Source organism: Gulosibacter macacae (genome assembly GCF_003865375.1).
GTDB classification, from domain to species: domain Bacteria; phylum Actinomycetota; class Actinomycetes; order Actinomycetales; family Microbacteriaceae; genus Gulosibacter; species Gulosibacter macacae.
This window is the reverse complement of the sequence record NZ_RQVS01000002.1, coordinates 96,813-110,580: the sequence shown is the minus strand read 5'-3', so window position 1 is coordinate 110,580 and position 13,768 is coordinate 96,813. Positions and strand designations below refer to the sequence as shown.

Sequence of the window (13,768 nt, the reverse complement as noted above, 5' to 3'; positions counted from 1 at the left end):
TGTGGCGGTGCGCTCGCGGCGCCATCGCCCGGATACCTTCAGTAAACCCCCGATTCAGTGGGAATGCAAGACTTTCTCACATATTCCCACACATTCCCACATTTCTACTCGGGGGCGCGAGCCGCCAGCGCATGCCCGCGCGCATCCAGTTCACGACCCATGCGCTTGCGGGTGCGCAGGTGCGTGAGCACTTCCACGAGTTCGGCACTCGGCTCGAGTTCGAGCAGCCGCGCCTCAAACGCTGCCGCGGCGGCGCGGGTGCGATGCACCGCCGTCACCGCGAGATTCGCGCGATCGTGGAGCTCGGCACAAAGGCGCACCTCACGTTCTCGGGCAAGTTCATTTGCCAGCGAAGGGATGCGGCGGGCCGGCACGCGCAGGAGCCAACTGCGCTCGAGCGGCCAACCAGCGCCGTCGAGCACGCTTTCACAGCGGATGCGTACCGCACCAGAACTCAGCACCGCACGCAGGTGCCGCCGCACCGTGGCCGCAGGCGCACCGATTGCCCGGGCAATCTCTTCGGCGCTCGCGCGCGGGTCAGCAAGGAGCTGTTCCAGCACTCGATCCCGCAGCGACTCTCGTTCCGCCCCCGCCGACGCTTGCCGACCACCACCGACTTCCGCGTGTTGAGCACCGCCACCCTCCGTGTGCTGAGCACCGCGGCTCTCCGTGGGCTGAGCACCACCGACCTCCGCGTGCTGAGGCTCTCGAAGCACCCCCGCAAGCGCAGCCGCATCCCGCCGCTGCGCCGCATCAAGCGCATCCAGCCGCCAACTGCCGCCTTCAACGTGCACCCGCACGAGCGGTCGCGCCCGCGCCTGCACCACCCCCGGTAGCTGCGGCAACTCATCGAGCAGCACCGCCGCAAGCTCACCCTCAGCATCGGCGAACAGCGTCACATGCAATCGCCCCACGACGGCACCCTCATTGAGTCCCACCACCCGCGGGTCGGCAAGCAACCTCGAGATGACCGCTTCGCGCCTCCCGAGATCGACATCAATGTCGACAAGCGCACCCAGCCGCCGCTCCCTCGCGAGATCGCGCGTTGCGCTGAGCCACACGACTCCGTCATCGGCCAACTTCGCCCAGCGTGCCGCGAGCGCGGTCGCCGAGCGCGGCACAATCGTCGCCGCATCCCGCCACGACACCCGGGGCGCAATCTGCAGCAGGTGCACGAGCTGCAGGTCAATCTCATCGAGCAGAAGCATGGTCAATCTCGCTCACTTTGGCGGAATCTTTCGCTAGCACGATCAATTCTGACTGATCTCACTGTCTTGGCGGGACGGGCGCGCATGACCAGCACGATCGTGGATGCATCGGGGTCGCTCCCCCGGCCCCACCTGTTCAAGCCCTCGACGAGGAGGCAGCCCGATGGCGATCAACCTTCGCACCACCGCAGCCCAGCACGAAGACCGCATCCGCGCGCTTCGCCACGAGCTGCACCGCTACCCGGAACTCGGACTCGACCTGCCCCGCACGCAATCGCGCGTGCTCGACGAACTCGCCGACCTGGGTCTGGAAATCACCACCGGCACCGACACCACCTCGATCGTCGCAGTGCTACGCGGCGGGGCACGCGCCGAACAGGATGCTCCGGTCGTGCTCCTGCGCGCCGATATGGATGCGCTTGCCGTCGATGAGCAGAACGACCTCCCCTATCGCTCGCAGGTGCCCGGTGTCATGCACGCCTGCGGACACGACCTGCACACCGCCATGCTCGCGGGCGCCGCGCGCGTGCTCGCCGAGCACCGCGATGCGCTGCGCGGCGACGTGGTGTTCATGTTCCAGCCCGGCGAAGAGATGCACGATGGCGCCGCGGTGATGATTCGCGAGGGCGTGCTCAACGCCGCCGGTCGTCGGCCCGATGCTGCCTACGGGATGCACGTGTTCGCCTCGGGCGTGCCGCTCGGCAAGTTCGTGAGCCGTTCGGGCCCCATGCTCGCGGCCGCCGATGGCCTGCGGGTCAATGTCGTGGGTCGCGGTGGCCACGCCTCGCGCCCGCAGGATGCCGTTGACCCGGTGCCGATCGCCTGCGAGATGGTGCTTGCGCTGCAATCGTTCGTCACCCGCCGCTTCGATGTGTTTGACCCGCTCGTCTGCACCGTGGGCGCGATTGCTGCGGGCGATCTCGCGGCCCCGAACGCGATTCCGAGCATTGCCCGCTTTGCCGCCTCGGTGCGCTTCTGGTCTCCCGAAACCCGCGAGCGCTTCCACGGCGAGGTTGATCGCCTGCTCGAGGGCATCGCCGCGGCCCACGGCGCGAGCGTCGAGGTCGAGCACGTCACCGGCTACCCCGCAACGATCACGGATGCATCCGAAACCGAATTCGTTGCCGCCACCGTCGGTGAGGTGTTCGGTGAGGATCGGTTCGAGTTCTTGCCGCAGCCGTTCGCCGGTTCCGAAGACTTCTCGCATGTGCTCGCCGAAATCCCAGGCTCGTTCATCGGCCTCGGCGCCACCCCGGCCGATGTCGGTCCGACCACCGCGGCCTTCAACCACAGCCCCGAAGCGCGCTACGCCGATGAAGCCCTCGTTGACGGCACGACGCTCTACGCCGAAATTGCAATGCGCCGCCTCGCGCAACTCGCCGGCTAAGCCTCACCAAACTTCCCCATCTTCCGGAACCCTCCGGCACCCACTCCCCTGTCGGCAACGACGCCGACGACCCTGAAAGGCAACCATGTCCGCATCCGGCTCTGCATCAACAACCTCAGCAGCTACCGCACCAGCACGCACCGTGTCGGCTCGCACTGACCGCCGCCGCTCGCTCACGGGCACCGGCATCGGCAACACGCTCGAATGGTTCGACTGGTCGATCTACTCGACCTTCGCCCCGTTCTTCGCGGCCAGCTTCTTCGACCCCTCAGACACGGTGTCGGCCTTCCTCGCCGCGCTCGTCGTCTTCGCTGCCGGATTCATCGCCCGACCCATCGGCGGTTACCTCTTCGGTCGTCTCGGTGATCGCCTGGGCCGCAAGACCACAATGGCACTCACCGTCATCCTCATCTCGATTGCCGGCCTCATCATCGCGATCTGCCCGCCCTACGCGCAGATCGGCGTGGCCGCCTCGGTCATCCTCGTGATCGCGCGCCTACTGCAAGGCCTCGCCTACGGCGGCGAGCAGCCAGCCGCAGGTTCGTACCTCAGCGAGCAGGCTCCGGCCGAGCGCCGCGGCCTGTGGTCGTCGCTCATCTACGCCACCGGCACCTTCGGCGCCGTCATGGGCCTCGTGCTCGGCGCGGTGCTCAGCGCCCTCCTCACGCGAGAAGACATGTTCGCCTGGGGCTGGCGCATCCCGTTCATCATCGCGGCCCTCGGCGGTCTTTACGCACTGTGGATGCGCCGCAATATGTCAGAGACCCAGGCATTCACCGAATCGATTTCGGTCGTCGAGGCAGAAGCCACCGAAAAGCCCGAGAAGACTGAGAAGCCCGCGCTCGTCGAGCGCCCGAACATCTGGCGAGACATGTGGACCATGCGCCGCTCGGTCATCCAGGTGATTGGTCTTGTCGTCGGCGCCACCGTCGCCTACTACTACTGGGTCGTCGCTACCTCGGCCTACTCGATTTCGGTACTCGGAGCCGACCCGACCGCCGTGCTCATCGCCGGTGTCGCCGCGAACTTCCTCTTCATTGCCATGCTGCCCGCCTGGGGCGCGCTCTCTGACCGCATCGGCCGCCGCCCGGTGATGCTCTTCGGCCTCGTCGGTCTCATGGCCACGATCATCCCGATGACCTCACTGATCGACGGCAATCCGGTGAACCTCTTCATCGCCATGCTCGTCGCGAGCGTGTTCCTCACCGCGCTCACCTCGATCAGCCCGGCGGTTATGGCCGAGCTCTTCCCCACCCGGATGCGCACCACTGGCGTCGCCGTGCCGCTCGCGGTCGCGACCGCTATCTTCGGCGGCACGGCACCGTATCTCCAGACTTGGATGGCCACGAACTTCGGCGCAACCTCGTTCGCGATCTACGTCATCGTGCTCCTTGCCATCTCGGCACTCACGGTGCTCACCCTGCCCGAGACTCGCGGCCGCATCCTCAGCGATGAGACCCACGAGTACACCGGCAAGACGCCGAAGACCGTCAGCCCCGTCGACAAGGTAAGCGCGTAACCTCGCGCTATCAACCCGCTCAGAAAGGCAACGCATCCCATGGATCTGCTCATTCAACGCACTCGCCTCGTTGGCCGCACGAGCCTCGGCGACCCCGTCGATGTGCGGATGCGGGGAGGTCGCGTCACCGAGATCGGCGCCCTGACTCCGGTCGATGGCGAGCGCGTGCTTGATGCCGCGGGCCGCAGCCTCATGCCGGGTCTGTGGGATAAGCATGTGCACTTTGGCCAGTGGGTGGCGCTACAGGGCCGGCTTGATCTCGCCGGCACGGCGACGGCGGCCGAGGCACTCGAGCGGGTGGATGCGCACATTCGCGCCCTGCCCGACGACGGCCTCGTCGTCACCTCATGGGGACACCGCGCTTCGGTGTGGCCGGATGCGCCACTCGTGGCCGATCTGGATGCGGTCTCGCACGGGCGCGCGGTCGTGCTCATCTCGGGCGATGGCCACAACGGCTGGCTCAACTCGGCCGCGCTCGCGGGTCTGGGCCTCCCGCCGCACGAGCGGGCGCTCGAAGAAGCCGAGTGGTTTGCGGTGTTCCCCCGACTCGGTGAGCTCGGTCGCGATGCCGCGCTTACCGATGAGGCCGAGGCCGCCGCGATCACGGCCGCGCACGCGCTCGGGGTCGTCGGCATCGTCGACCTCGAGTTCGGCGGCAACCTCGCTGCCTGGCGTCGCCGCGAAGCTGCGGGGGCGCCACCCCTGCGGGTGCGTAGCGGCGTCTACCCCGACCAGCTCGAGGCCACGATCGCGGCGGGGCTGCGTACGCGTGATGCGATCACACCGCTCGTGACCATGGGTCCGCTCAAGATCATTTCTGACGGCGCGCTCGGCACGCTCACTGCCCACTGCTGCGAGCCCTATCTCGATCTGCCGGCGCGGGTCGCGCATCCCTGCGGTGTGCAATCGGTGCCCGCCGACGAACTCGAGCGTCTGCTTGGTCGCGCGACCGAGCATGGTCTCGACATCGCCCTGCATGCAATCGGCGACGCGGCGGTCGGCATTGCCTTGGATGCGTTTGCGGCGACGGGTGCGCGCGGCTCGGTCGAGCATGCCCAGCTCATGCGCTTCGCCGATCTGCAGCGCATGGCTGCGCTTGGCGTGGTGGCGAGCGTGCAGCCCGCGCATCTGCTCGATGATGCGCCGGTGATGGACCGCGTGTGGGCTGACCGCACCGAGCGCACCTTCGCATTGCGGTCGATGCTCGAGGCTGGGGTGGAGCTGGCGTTCGGCTCAGATGCGCCGGTATCGGCATTCGACCCGTGGCTTGAGATCGATGCGGCAGTGCTACGCGAACCCTTCGGGCACGAGGCGGCGGGACCCTGGCATGGCGAGCAGGCTCTTGACCGCTCGGATGCGCTGTGGGCCTCGACCGATGGCCGCGGACCAATCGAGGTGGGCGATGTGGCCGACCTCATCCTGCTCGATGGCAACCCGCTCGAGGTGAACCCGCGCGTGGTGACCACCCTCATCAACGGCGACATCGTCTACGAGGCGTAGCCCGCCCACGCTTTCGCAGCCGCGAGCCGCAACTGGCCCTCTCGTGGCGAAGTACCCCACCCATGCGTGGGGTACTTCGCCACGACGCCCACCTTTGCCGCGCGATCGGCACGTAAGAGGCGGCCCCTGCATCCGTTGAAGGATGCAGGGGCCGCCTCTTACGACGCTACCTACGCGTCACGGCGCTTCTTCACCGCAAGCACCACACCAGCGGCCACGAGCACGAGCGCAAGGCCACCGATCCAGACGTAGTTGGCGTCAGCACCGGTCGAGGGCAGCGTGCTACCCGGCTTCGGCGCCACGGGTGCAGCCTCAGTCGGCGGGACCGGGGCGGTCGTCGGCGGCACGGGCTTGTCGGCCGTGGTCACCGTCTCGTCATCGGTCACCTTGGGCGTCTCGTTCGAGGTGGCTTCGGCCACGTTGTCGATCTTTCCGGCATCGAGGTCAGCCTCAACCACGGTGTACTCCGCGGTGCAGGTCAGCTTCTCGCCCGGGGCGAGCGTGACCGGCGCCTCAGCATCGCAGCTGAGTGCCGAGAGCTCGCCGCCACCGGTGAACTGCGCCTCGAGGTCGGTGATCGCGACATCGGTGAGCGAGAGGCTCGCGCTCTCGTTCGTCGCCACGAAGGTGTAGGTCACCTTGTCGCCGACCTTGACACCACTCGTGACATCGGCCGACTTCACGAGCGAGAGGAGGCCCGAGCAAACATCGACATCAGCGGTTGCGACCCCGCCGGTGCTCAGGCTCGCGGTGTTGGTCACGAGGTTGCACTGACCGGGCTCGGGCAGCTCATCCGCCGCGAACTCGTGGGTGTAGGTGAACTCGTGCGTCTTGCCAGCCTCCGACCACACGATGGTCGTGCCTTCCAGCTCTGCAAACTCGGGGAAGGTGTCGGTCACCGTGGTCTCCTTGACCTTCTCGTCGAGCTTCCAATCGGCGGCGGTGAATTCGGCGGTGAACACCGAGTCCTCAGTCGCATCCGCCCACACCACGGTGGCAGTGTTCGTGCCGTCGTAGAGCGGCTGCTCCGGAATCGAGCAGTTGTAGGCGAAGTCGACCGAGTCGCCGGCCGGAATCACTGCATCCACGCCGTTCTCAACGGTGCAGATGGCACCGCCGCCGATGTTCGTGGTGTCCGTGACGGTGACCGTCGCATCCTTGTAGTCGTTCGGGTTCACGACGGTGATCACGCCGGTCATCGACCAGTGGTCGTCGCTCGCTTCACCCTCGGTCACGGTCACGGTGTACTCGGCTTCGGCCTTACCGGTTGCCGGGTCAACGACGACCGTCGACGCGTTCGCGCTCTTGTCGATGCTCCACGAGTAGGTGCGCTCAAGGTCGAGCACGACATTCTTCGAGGTCTCAAGCGCGGCCTGGTTGCAGACCTTCGCATCGGTAGATGCGCTTTGCTCGGTCTCGACAATCGTCGCGGTGTTCGTGAACTGCTCACAGGTACCAACGGCCGAAGTGTGGGTCACGGCGTAGTCGAACGAGGCGGGACCATCGGCGGCCTTCACCTTGACGGTGCCGTGGGCAGCCGCGAACTCGGGGAAGGTGTCGGTGACGGTGACCTCGGCGTTGTTGCCGGGGGTGACGGTCGCGTTCGCGAAGTCAACGGTCGCTTCGTTCGAGGATGCATTGCCCGCCGTTCCATAGGGATCGGTCCAGCTTAGCGTCGCCGTGTTCGTCGTGGCAGCAACCTCGTCGGCCGTGCAGTCAAGCGAGATGCTCTTCGCCTCATTTGCCGCCAGGTCGAAGTTCGCGTCAGCACCGGCCACCGTGCACTTCTCGTCGGCGAGCGTGACACCGCTCACCGGGAAGGCGTTCGGGTTGGTCACCGTGAGGTTCGTCGTGTACGTGCCATCGCGCTTCGTGGTCGCATCCGGCGTCACCGTGACCTGGTAGTCGAACTCCGTGCCGCTCTCGGCGGGGTTCGTGAGCGTGCCGTCCGGGTCAACGGTCTTCGTGATCGTCCACTCGTAGTCCTGCACATAGGCGAGGTTGGCGACGCTCTTCTCGATGGTGAGGGGCTGCACAATCGGACGGTTCGTCACGGTGCACTTCGCCGGGAGGTCGGCCTGAGTCGCGACTTCTTCACCGGCGAAGGTGATGGTCGAGCCGCTGGTCGAAACGCCCACGCCCGAGCACTCAATTTTGGCGAGTTCCCAGCCGTCGACGGCGTTCTCGGTGACCGTGACGACCTGGTTCGGCACGAGCACATCCTGGGCTTCGGTGGACGCCGAGGAGCTTGCCGTTGGGGTAAGCGAGAAGTTACCGTTCCAGAAGGTGTCAACGCCGTCGAGGTTCGCCATCGTCGAGGACGCGGTAAAGCCAAACTCAGGCACCGTGCCAGTAAACCCGGCGGGCAGTTCGACCTTCTTTTCGATTTCGAGCGAACGCACCTGGGTGAGCTGACCACACATCGTCGCCGTGGTTGTCGTACCCTCCTTCGTGAGCCACTCGTTCGTGTAGTTCCCCGCAGCACAGGCGTCAGCACTCGTCGCAAACCCAGCCACGACCATGCGGTAGGGCTTTGTGCCACCGACACCGTCGGAGATGTGCACAATCGTCTCGGGCGATTGCACCGTGATGCGCGTGAAGTCGTCGACATCGCCCGGGCTGTTCGGCGTTTCGTGCATGAACCAGGGGAACTCGAAGACGGCCGCGGCACCATCCTCATCGAGCAGCTCCGCAGTGCGCACCTCAATGTTGCCGCGGAAGTACTCGCTGGTCACCCTCACCGGATTGTTGTAGTGCGTGATCGTGCCAAGACTCGCGACGCCACCAAGCGGCAGCTCACCACCGGCCCCCGGTGCGAACCCGAGGGCGCTCTGGGTCGCCGTGCTCAGGCTAGTCGGGCAGTTGCCATTAGTCGCGCCATGGGCGGTGAGCGCTTCCGCACCGCTGCCGACCCAATCACTGCTCGTCGCGTCGCCACCGGGGGCATAGCGGATGCAATTGCCAGTAGCGCTGCCATCGGTCGTGTTCGTCGCATCCGGGTAACCCAGATGGTTGGTGATGCGTGCTTCAACATTGCCAACATCAACAGCGAGGGCGGCGCCCGCGTTCACGAGGGTGAGCGGGGCTGCGATGAGGCCGACAGCTGCCGCACTCACCGCGATTCTGCGCCAGCGCGAAGGCGATCGCGTCGGCATCAAAACATCGGTCACTGGAGTCTCTCCTCATTCCAGCCGCGTCTGCGGTAGAAGGCACGATCGCGGGCGCGGTCATGCCGGACTGCGCATCGCGGTTTCCGGCGGGTGACTCAGTGCGAGTGACGCGCCAATTCCTGACCGCGAGCTGGTGTCCTTCTGTGAAGGCTACGAATGCGCTGGGGCGCTCAGGGGCCGGATGCACCGAAACAGACACGAGAACCCGCAGCCCTCAAGCACCCTCCTCGAATGGCCCCACGAGGCGACCTCGAAGGCTTCACGCTGAACCTCGAAGGTCACCTCGAAGGTGACCCAGAACTTCGCACTTGCAGAAACCTGCTGAAGCTACGACCGCGAACCGGGATGCGCATCCTCGCCGAGGGCGTTGCCGATTTGAAGTCGGCTCGACAGCCCCAGCTTCGAGAGCACATTCGTCATGTGGAACGCGACCGTCGCCTCGCTAATGTGCAGGCGTGCGGCGATCTCGCGATTCTTCGCGCCGGTCGCGGCGAGCGTCGCGACATCGCGTTCACGTTCGCTGAGGCTTTGGAGTCGCTCGGCAGCCGCCTCACGTCGTTCTCGGGCTATTCGCTCGCAATCGGATGCGGCTTCGACCGCACCCAGCTCGTCGAAGGCTTGCCGGGCGGCCTCGATGCGCGCGAGCACTTCCGCTTGCTCGCAGGGCTGCTCGCTCGCCACTTCAGCGAGGAGGAGGTGTGCGCGGGCGGCGAGCATCGGTGAGTGCGATCGCTCGATTGCGGCGAGCGCCGCAGCTGCCGCGCGATCAGTGTCGCCCTCGAGGTGTGCGGAATAAGCCTCCGCGAGGTGGCCTTGGGCGTTATTCGGGCGCAGATGAGATTGCGCGACGACGACGTAGCTGTCGGCAGCGTCGCGGAGGTCATCGAGTCGGTGCAAATGCGCGAGCAACTCGATGCGCAGGGGCAGCATCCGCACGGCCGAATCAGCTGACGGCGTCGCTTCGACCCGGTCGACCACGCGCAGCGCAGCCTCAGGCCCGTCGCGATACAGCACCACGACCGCCTCGACGTAGTCCGGCAATGCGCCCGCGTAGAGCACGAAGCCGGGCGACGCCGCGACCTTCGCGATCGCCAGACCATGTTCTGCGGCCTGGATGTCACCACGATGCGCGGCGAGGAGCGCGGCGACGAAGTGCTGAGCCCGCGCGAGCGGCTGATCAACTCGGCCGCAGCCGATCGGTTCGACGTGCTTGAGTCGTTCTTCTACTGCATCCCATTGCCCGCGGCGGAGCGCCACGTCCATCGCGATCGTGATGCGGGTGCCGGGGAGTTGGGTGGGTCGGCTGGCTCGTGCCGCCGAAGCCTCGGCATCGGCAATCAAGTGCGCAGCCACGTCGAGGTCGTCGAGGTCGGCACGCAGGGCGGCCGCGACGGTGAGCACATCAGCTCGTTCGGGTGAGCTGGTCGAGAGTTCGTGCGCGCGTGACGAGAGGTCATCCGCGAGTGTGGTGATCGTCTCCGCTCCCCCGCGAATCTCACCGGCGCGCACGCACCAGAGCGTCCGCAACGCATCCACGAACACGAGCCGCGCCACAGTATCAAGCCAGGCGAGGTCGGGGTCATGGGGTGTGCATCCTGCGACATCTTCAAGGTGCGCCCGCGCCGAGTCGGCAGCGATGAGCACCTCAGCGCTCTCGTCGGAGCCCCGCGCCGAGCGCAACACCTCGAGGAAATCGAGGAGAGCAATGTCGGCTCGCAGGAACTTGTGATCGAGGTCAATGGCGGCACCGGCCAGGTATTCGCGTCGCATCGCGGCAGCTTCGGCTTCGAGCCCTGGGCGGAGCGAGCGATACCAGACCGCGAGGTGCCCGAGCGCAGTATCCGTGGAGGCACGCGGAATCATTACCGGTGGCGGCGACATGAGCGCTGCCGAGCGCCGATTGCGCACCCCGATTCGCCCAAACGCGACCAGCAGATCACGCTTCGCGTCACCGTCGGCCACGCGGTCGATCGCAACTTCAAGCAGTTTCAACGCCGATTCGGGGTCACCGAATGCCTCGAGGTCACGCGCGCGGCAGACCACCTGCGCGGCCGCGGTGGCATCGAGTTCGCTGAGGCTCGCGAGCCGGTGCAGTTCCGCTTCCACCCCCTCGCTCGCCTCGGCGAGAAAGCGATGCAGGTCACGCAGCCGATCAGCATCAGCAAGGGCAATGAGATCGTCAGCCGCCAGCGGATCTACGAGCAAGAGTTCGCCGACGAGTGGGTTCCACACGACGAGGCCGTTGTCGGCGGGAGCGTCGGTCGGCCGCTCAATGCCGTGCGCTTCGGCCGCAGCCACGAACGTGGCAGCGTCGACGCCCTTTCGCGCGATCGCACACATCTCGGCCGCCAGCCGTACCCGACTTGGCAGCGAGGCGATGATTTCGGGATCGCGCGGGAGCACCCGAGCCGAGGTGGTGCGCGGCAGCGAACGAATCGCCACCGCGTCCGCGTGTTCGCGCAGGTCGAGCGCGTCGACGTAGGCAGCCAGTGCCGCGAATCGGCCCGCGGTTTGCAGCCGGATGCGATCGGCAAGATCGAGTCCGATGCAGCGTCCCGTGCGCTCACGCACATAGGCGACAATCTCATCGTTGCCGAGGTCATCGAGCACGAGCAGGCGGTCGGTGGCATGTTGGGCTGCGAGCACCGCGAACTGGTCAGCGTGCGTGTTCGAGGCACAGATGTGGTCGCCGATCACGACGGCAACGCCGCGACGAATGAGCCGCGGAATGGCATAACGCAGGGCCACCGCACTCGTCTCGTCGCAGACCTCAAGCCCGTCGATGACGAGCATCCTCGCTGGTGCGGCCTCGAGCGGTACCGGCTCGGCAGCGAGCGTATCGGCGACAAGCGCGCGTGCGGCCGTCAGCGCATCCACATCATCGCCGAGGCGCGGGTGGCAATTGCGCAACCAGCTCGCCTCGAAGTAGATGCGGTCAATGGTTGAGAGCCGCAGGTCTCGCTCAGAGTCGTCGGGACGCACCGCTGCGACCTCGAACCCGCGCGCGGTGGCTTGCTCAATGAAGTTACGAAGCATGCGCGAGACTCCAGTGCCGCGTAATCCGCGAACGACGATGAGGCCGCCGTCGGTTGCCATCGCTTCCGCGAGCAGTTCTTCAGCAACGCGAACGCGCGCGGTCGTGGGCGACTCGAGGGCGCGCTGAGTGATGTGTACGACACCCATGGCACCTCCCCCATCCAATGCCAAAATGGCCGAGCGAGCGGCCTATCGTGCGGACTGGACTATGGAGTGCGACACAAGCGATCGTGACTACAGCACTCCAGAACCAAACTGAAGCAAACCTTCACAAAGTCCAGATGTATTCACTGTACTGCGGGCACGTCTCCGCGCCACCTGCATCCTGGCAAGATAGATACATGCTCGCCGAATCACAGCTCGATGCCATCGCCGCAGAACTCGCTGAGGCTGACCGCACGCGCACGCTCATTCCCCGCATCACCGCCCGCTACCCCGACGCCACTGTCGAGGATTCCTACGCGATTCAGGGCCGCTGGCGCGACCGTGAGATCGCGGCCGGCCGTCGACTCGTGGGCCGCAAGATCGGCCTCACCTCTAAGGCGATGCAGCAGGCAACCGGCATTACTGAGCCCGACTACGGCGTCATGTTCGACGACACAGTCTACGAAAACGGTTCGGTCATCCCGCACGACAAGTTCACGAATGTGCGTATTGAGGTCGAGCTCGCGTTCGTACTCAACAAGCCTCTCGAGGGCCCGAATTGCAACCTCTTTGACGTGATTCGTGCGACCGAGTTTGTTACGCCAGCCCTCGAAATTCTTAACTCGCACATCGAGCTCGAGGGCCGCACAATTGTCGACACGATCAGCGATAACGCGGCCTACGGTGGCATGGTGCTTGGCGGCAACCCGATGCGCCCCGACGAGATTGACCTGCGCTGGGTCTCGGCCCTCCTCTACAAGAACGAAACGATCGAGGAGTCAGGCGTGGCCGCGGCAGTGCTCAACCACCCGGCCACCGGTGTGGCCTGGCTCGCAAACAAGTTCCACCAGCACGGCTCGCGCCTCGAAGCGGGCGAGATCATCCTCGCCGGCTCGTTCACCCGCCCGATGTGGGTTGAAAAGGGCGACTCGGTGCTCTGCGACTACGGACGAATGGGAACCATCGCATGCCGATTCATCTAAACCTACCCGAAACCTTCTCTGCGCAGCTCGCGAAGGCCGAGCGCGGCCTTGCCGGGATGTGGGTCTGCTCGGGCTCGCCGCTCGTCGCCGAGATTTGCGCCGGCTCGGGCCTTGACTGGCTACTCATCGACGGTGAGCACTCACCGCTCAGCCTCGAGTCGATTCAGCTGCAGCTGCAGGCGGTTGCCGCCTACCCGGTGACGCCGGTGGTGCGGGTGCCCGAGAACAACTCGGTCACCATCAAGCAATACCTCGACCTCGGCGTGCAGAACCTGCTCGTGCCGATGGTCAACACCCCTGAGGATGCGGTGGCCGCGGTGCAAGCCGTGCGTTACCCGCCGCAGGGCATGCGCGGAGTGGGTTCAGCGCTTGCGCGCGGGGCCCGCTGGAACCGAGTCGAGAACTATCTCACCCGCGCGAACGACGAGTTCGTCTCGCTCACGGTGCAGATCGAGACCGCACAGGCGGTCGAGAACGTCGCTGAGATTGTCGGCACCGACGGTGTGGATGCGATCTTCATTGGCCCGAGTGACCTCGCGGCTTCGATGGGTCTCATTGGCCAGCAGGGGCACCCGGATGTGGTGGCCTGTGTGCGCGAGTCGATCGTTGCCGCAAAGGCTGCCGGCAAGCCCGTCGGTATCAACGCCTTCGACCCGGCACTTGCGAACCAGTACCTCGACGAGGGGATGGACTTCATCCTCGTCGGTGCCGATGTCGCGATGCTCGCGCGCGGCTCTGAGAAGCTCGCGGACGACTTCATCGCGGCACGCCTCGGCAGCGTCAACGACGCGGAGCGCGCGAGCTACTAGCGGTTCGCGAGC

At 66.0% G+C, this 13,768-nt stretch carries 8 protein-coding genes; 5 read left to right on the top strand and 3 right to left on the bottom strand.

Going from position 1 to position 13,768, the window contains the following annotated elements; genetic code table 11:
• Positions 1–104: 104 nt before the first annotated feature.
• Positions 105–1,208 (bottom strand): Lrp/AsnC family transcriptional regulator, encoded by a 1,104-nt coding sequence (locus EG850_RS02035; protein WP_124969342.1) that lies wholly within the window; start codon positions 1,206–1,208, stop codon positions 105–107.
• A 163-nt stretch (positions 1,209–1,371) separates the two neighbouring features.
• Here EG850_RS02035 and EG850_RS02030 point away from each other — a divergent pair, with 163 nt between their 5' ends.
• From EG850_RS02030 to EG850_RS02020, 3 genes are all read left to right on the top strand, one after another.
• Positions 1,372–2,595, top strand: a complete 1,224-nt coding sequence (locus EG850_RS02030) for a M20 metallopeptidase family protein (protein ID WP_124969340.1) — start codon at positions 1,372–1,374, stop codon at positions 2,593–2,595.
• Positions 2,596–2,680: 85 nt separating this feature from the next.
• Positions 2,681–4,114: an MFS transporter gene (locus tag EG850_RS02025; protein ID WP_124969338.1), complete on the top strand. Its 1,434-nt coding sequence runs from the start codon at positions 2,681–2,683 to the stop codon at positions 4,112–4,114.
• A 39-nt stretch (positions 4,115–4,153) separates the two neighbouring features.
• Positions 4,154–5,614, top strand: a complete 1,461-nt coding sequence (locus EG850_RS02020) for an amidohydrolase (protein ID WP_124969336.1) — start codon at positions 4,154–4,156, stop codon at positions 5,612–5,614.
• 170 nt (positions 5,615–5,784) lie between these two features.
• Here the strand turns inward: EG850_RS02020 and EG850_RS02015 are convergent, their stop codons facing one another.
• Together EG850_RS02015 and EG850_RS02010 are read right to left on the bottom strand one after the other, a co-directional pair.
• On the bottom strand, positions 5,785–8,730 hold the full coding sequence (locus EG850_RS02015) for a DUF7507 domain-containing protein (protein ID WP_185714905.1): 2,946 nt from the start codon (positions 8,728–8,730) through the stop codon (positions 5,785–5,787).
• A gap of 381 nt (positions 8,731–9,111) precedes the next feature.
• Positions 9,112–11,967 carry a helix-turn-helix transcriptional regulator gene (locus EG850_RS02010; RefSeq protein WP_124969332.1) on the bottom strand — a complete coding sequence of 952 codons (2,856 nt, stop codon included), beginning with the start codon at positions 11,965–11,967 and terminating at the stop codon, positions 9,112–9,114.
• A 194-nt stretch (positions 11,968–12,161) separates the two neighbouring features.
• Between EG850_RS02010 and hpaH the strand changes: the two genes are divergently transcribed.
• Positions 12,162–12,947, top strand: coding sequence for a 2-oxo-hept-4-ene-1,7-dioate hydratase (hpaH, locus tag EG850_RS02005; protein WP_124969330.1), 786 nt, complete (start codon positions 12,162–12,164; stop codon positions 12,945–12,947).
• Positions 12,932–13,756, top strand: a complete 825-nt coding sequence (locus EG850_RS02000) for an HpcH/HpaI aldolase family protein (protein ID WP_124969328.1) — start codon at positions 12,932–12,934, stop codon at positions 13,754–13,756. The genes hpaH and EG850_RS02000 overlap by 16 nt, the downstream gene beginning before the upstream one ends.
• Positions 13,757–13,768: the final 12 nt, after the last annotated feature.

Excerpts from the sequence above, each read along its gene's own strand:
- EG850_RS02010 (WP_124969332.1), bottom strand. The coding sequence starts at position 11,967 with ATGGGTGTCGTACACATCACTCAGCGCGCCCTCGAGTCGCCCACGACC.
- hpaH (WP_124969330.1), top strand. The coding sequence starts at position 12,162 with ATGCTCGCCGAATCACAGCTCGATGCCATCGCCGCAGAACTCGCTGAG.
- EG850_RS02020 (WP_124969336.1), top strand. The coding sequence starts at position 4,154 with ATGGATCTGCTCATTCAACGCACTCGCCTCGTTGGCCGCACGAGCCTC.
- EG850_RS02030 (WP_124969340.1), top strand. The coding sequence starts at position 1,372 with ATGGCGATCAACCTTCGCACCACCGCAGCCCAGCACGAAGACCGCATC.
- EG850_RS02000 (WP_124969328.1), top strand. The coding sequence starts at position 12,932 with ATGCCGATTCATCTAAACCTACCCGAAACCTTCTCTGCGCAGCTCGCG.
- EG850_RS02035 (WP_124969342.1), bottom strand. The coding sequence starts at position 1,208 with ATGCTTCTGCTCGATGAGATTGACCTGCAGCTCGTGCACCTGCTGCAG.
- EG850_RS02025 (WP_124969338.1), top strand. The coding sequence starts at position 2,681 with ATGTCCGCATCCGGCTCTGCATCAACAACCTCAGCAGCTACCGCACCA.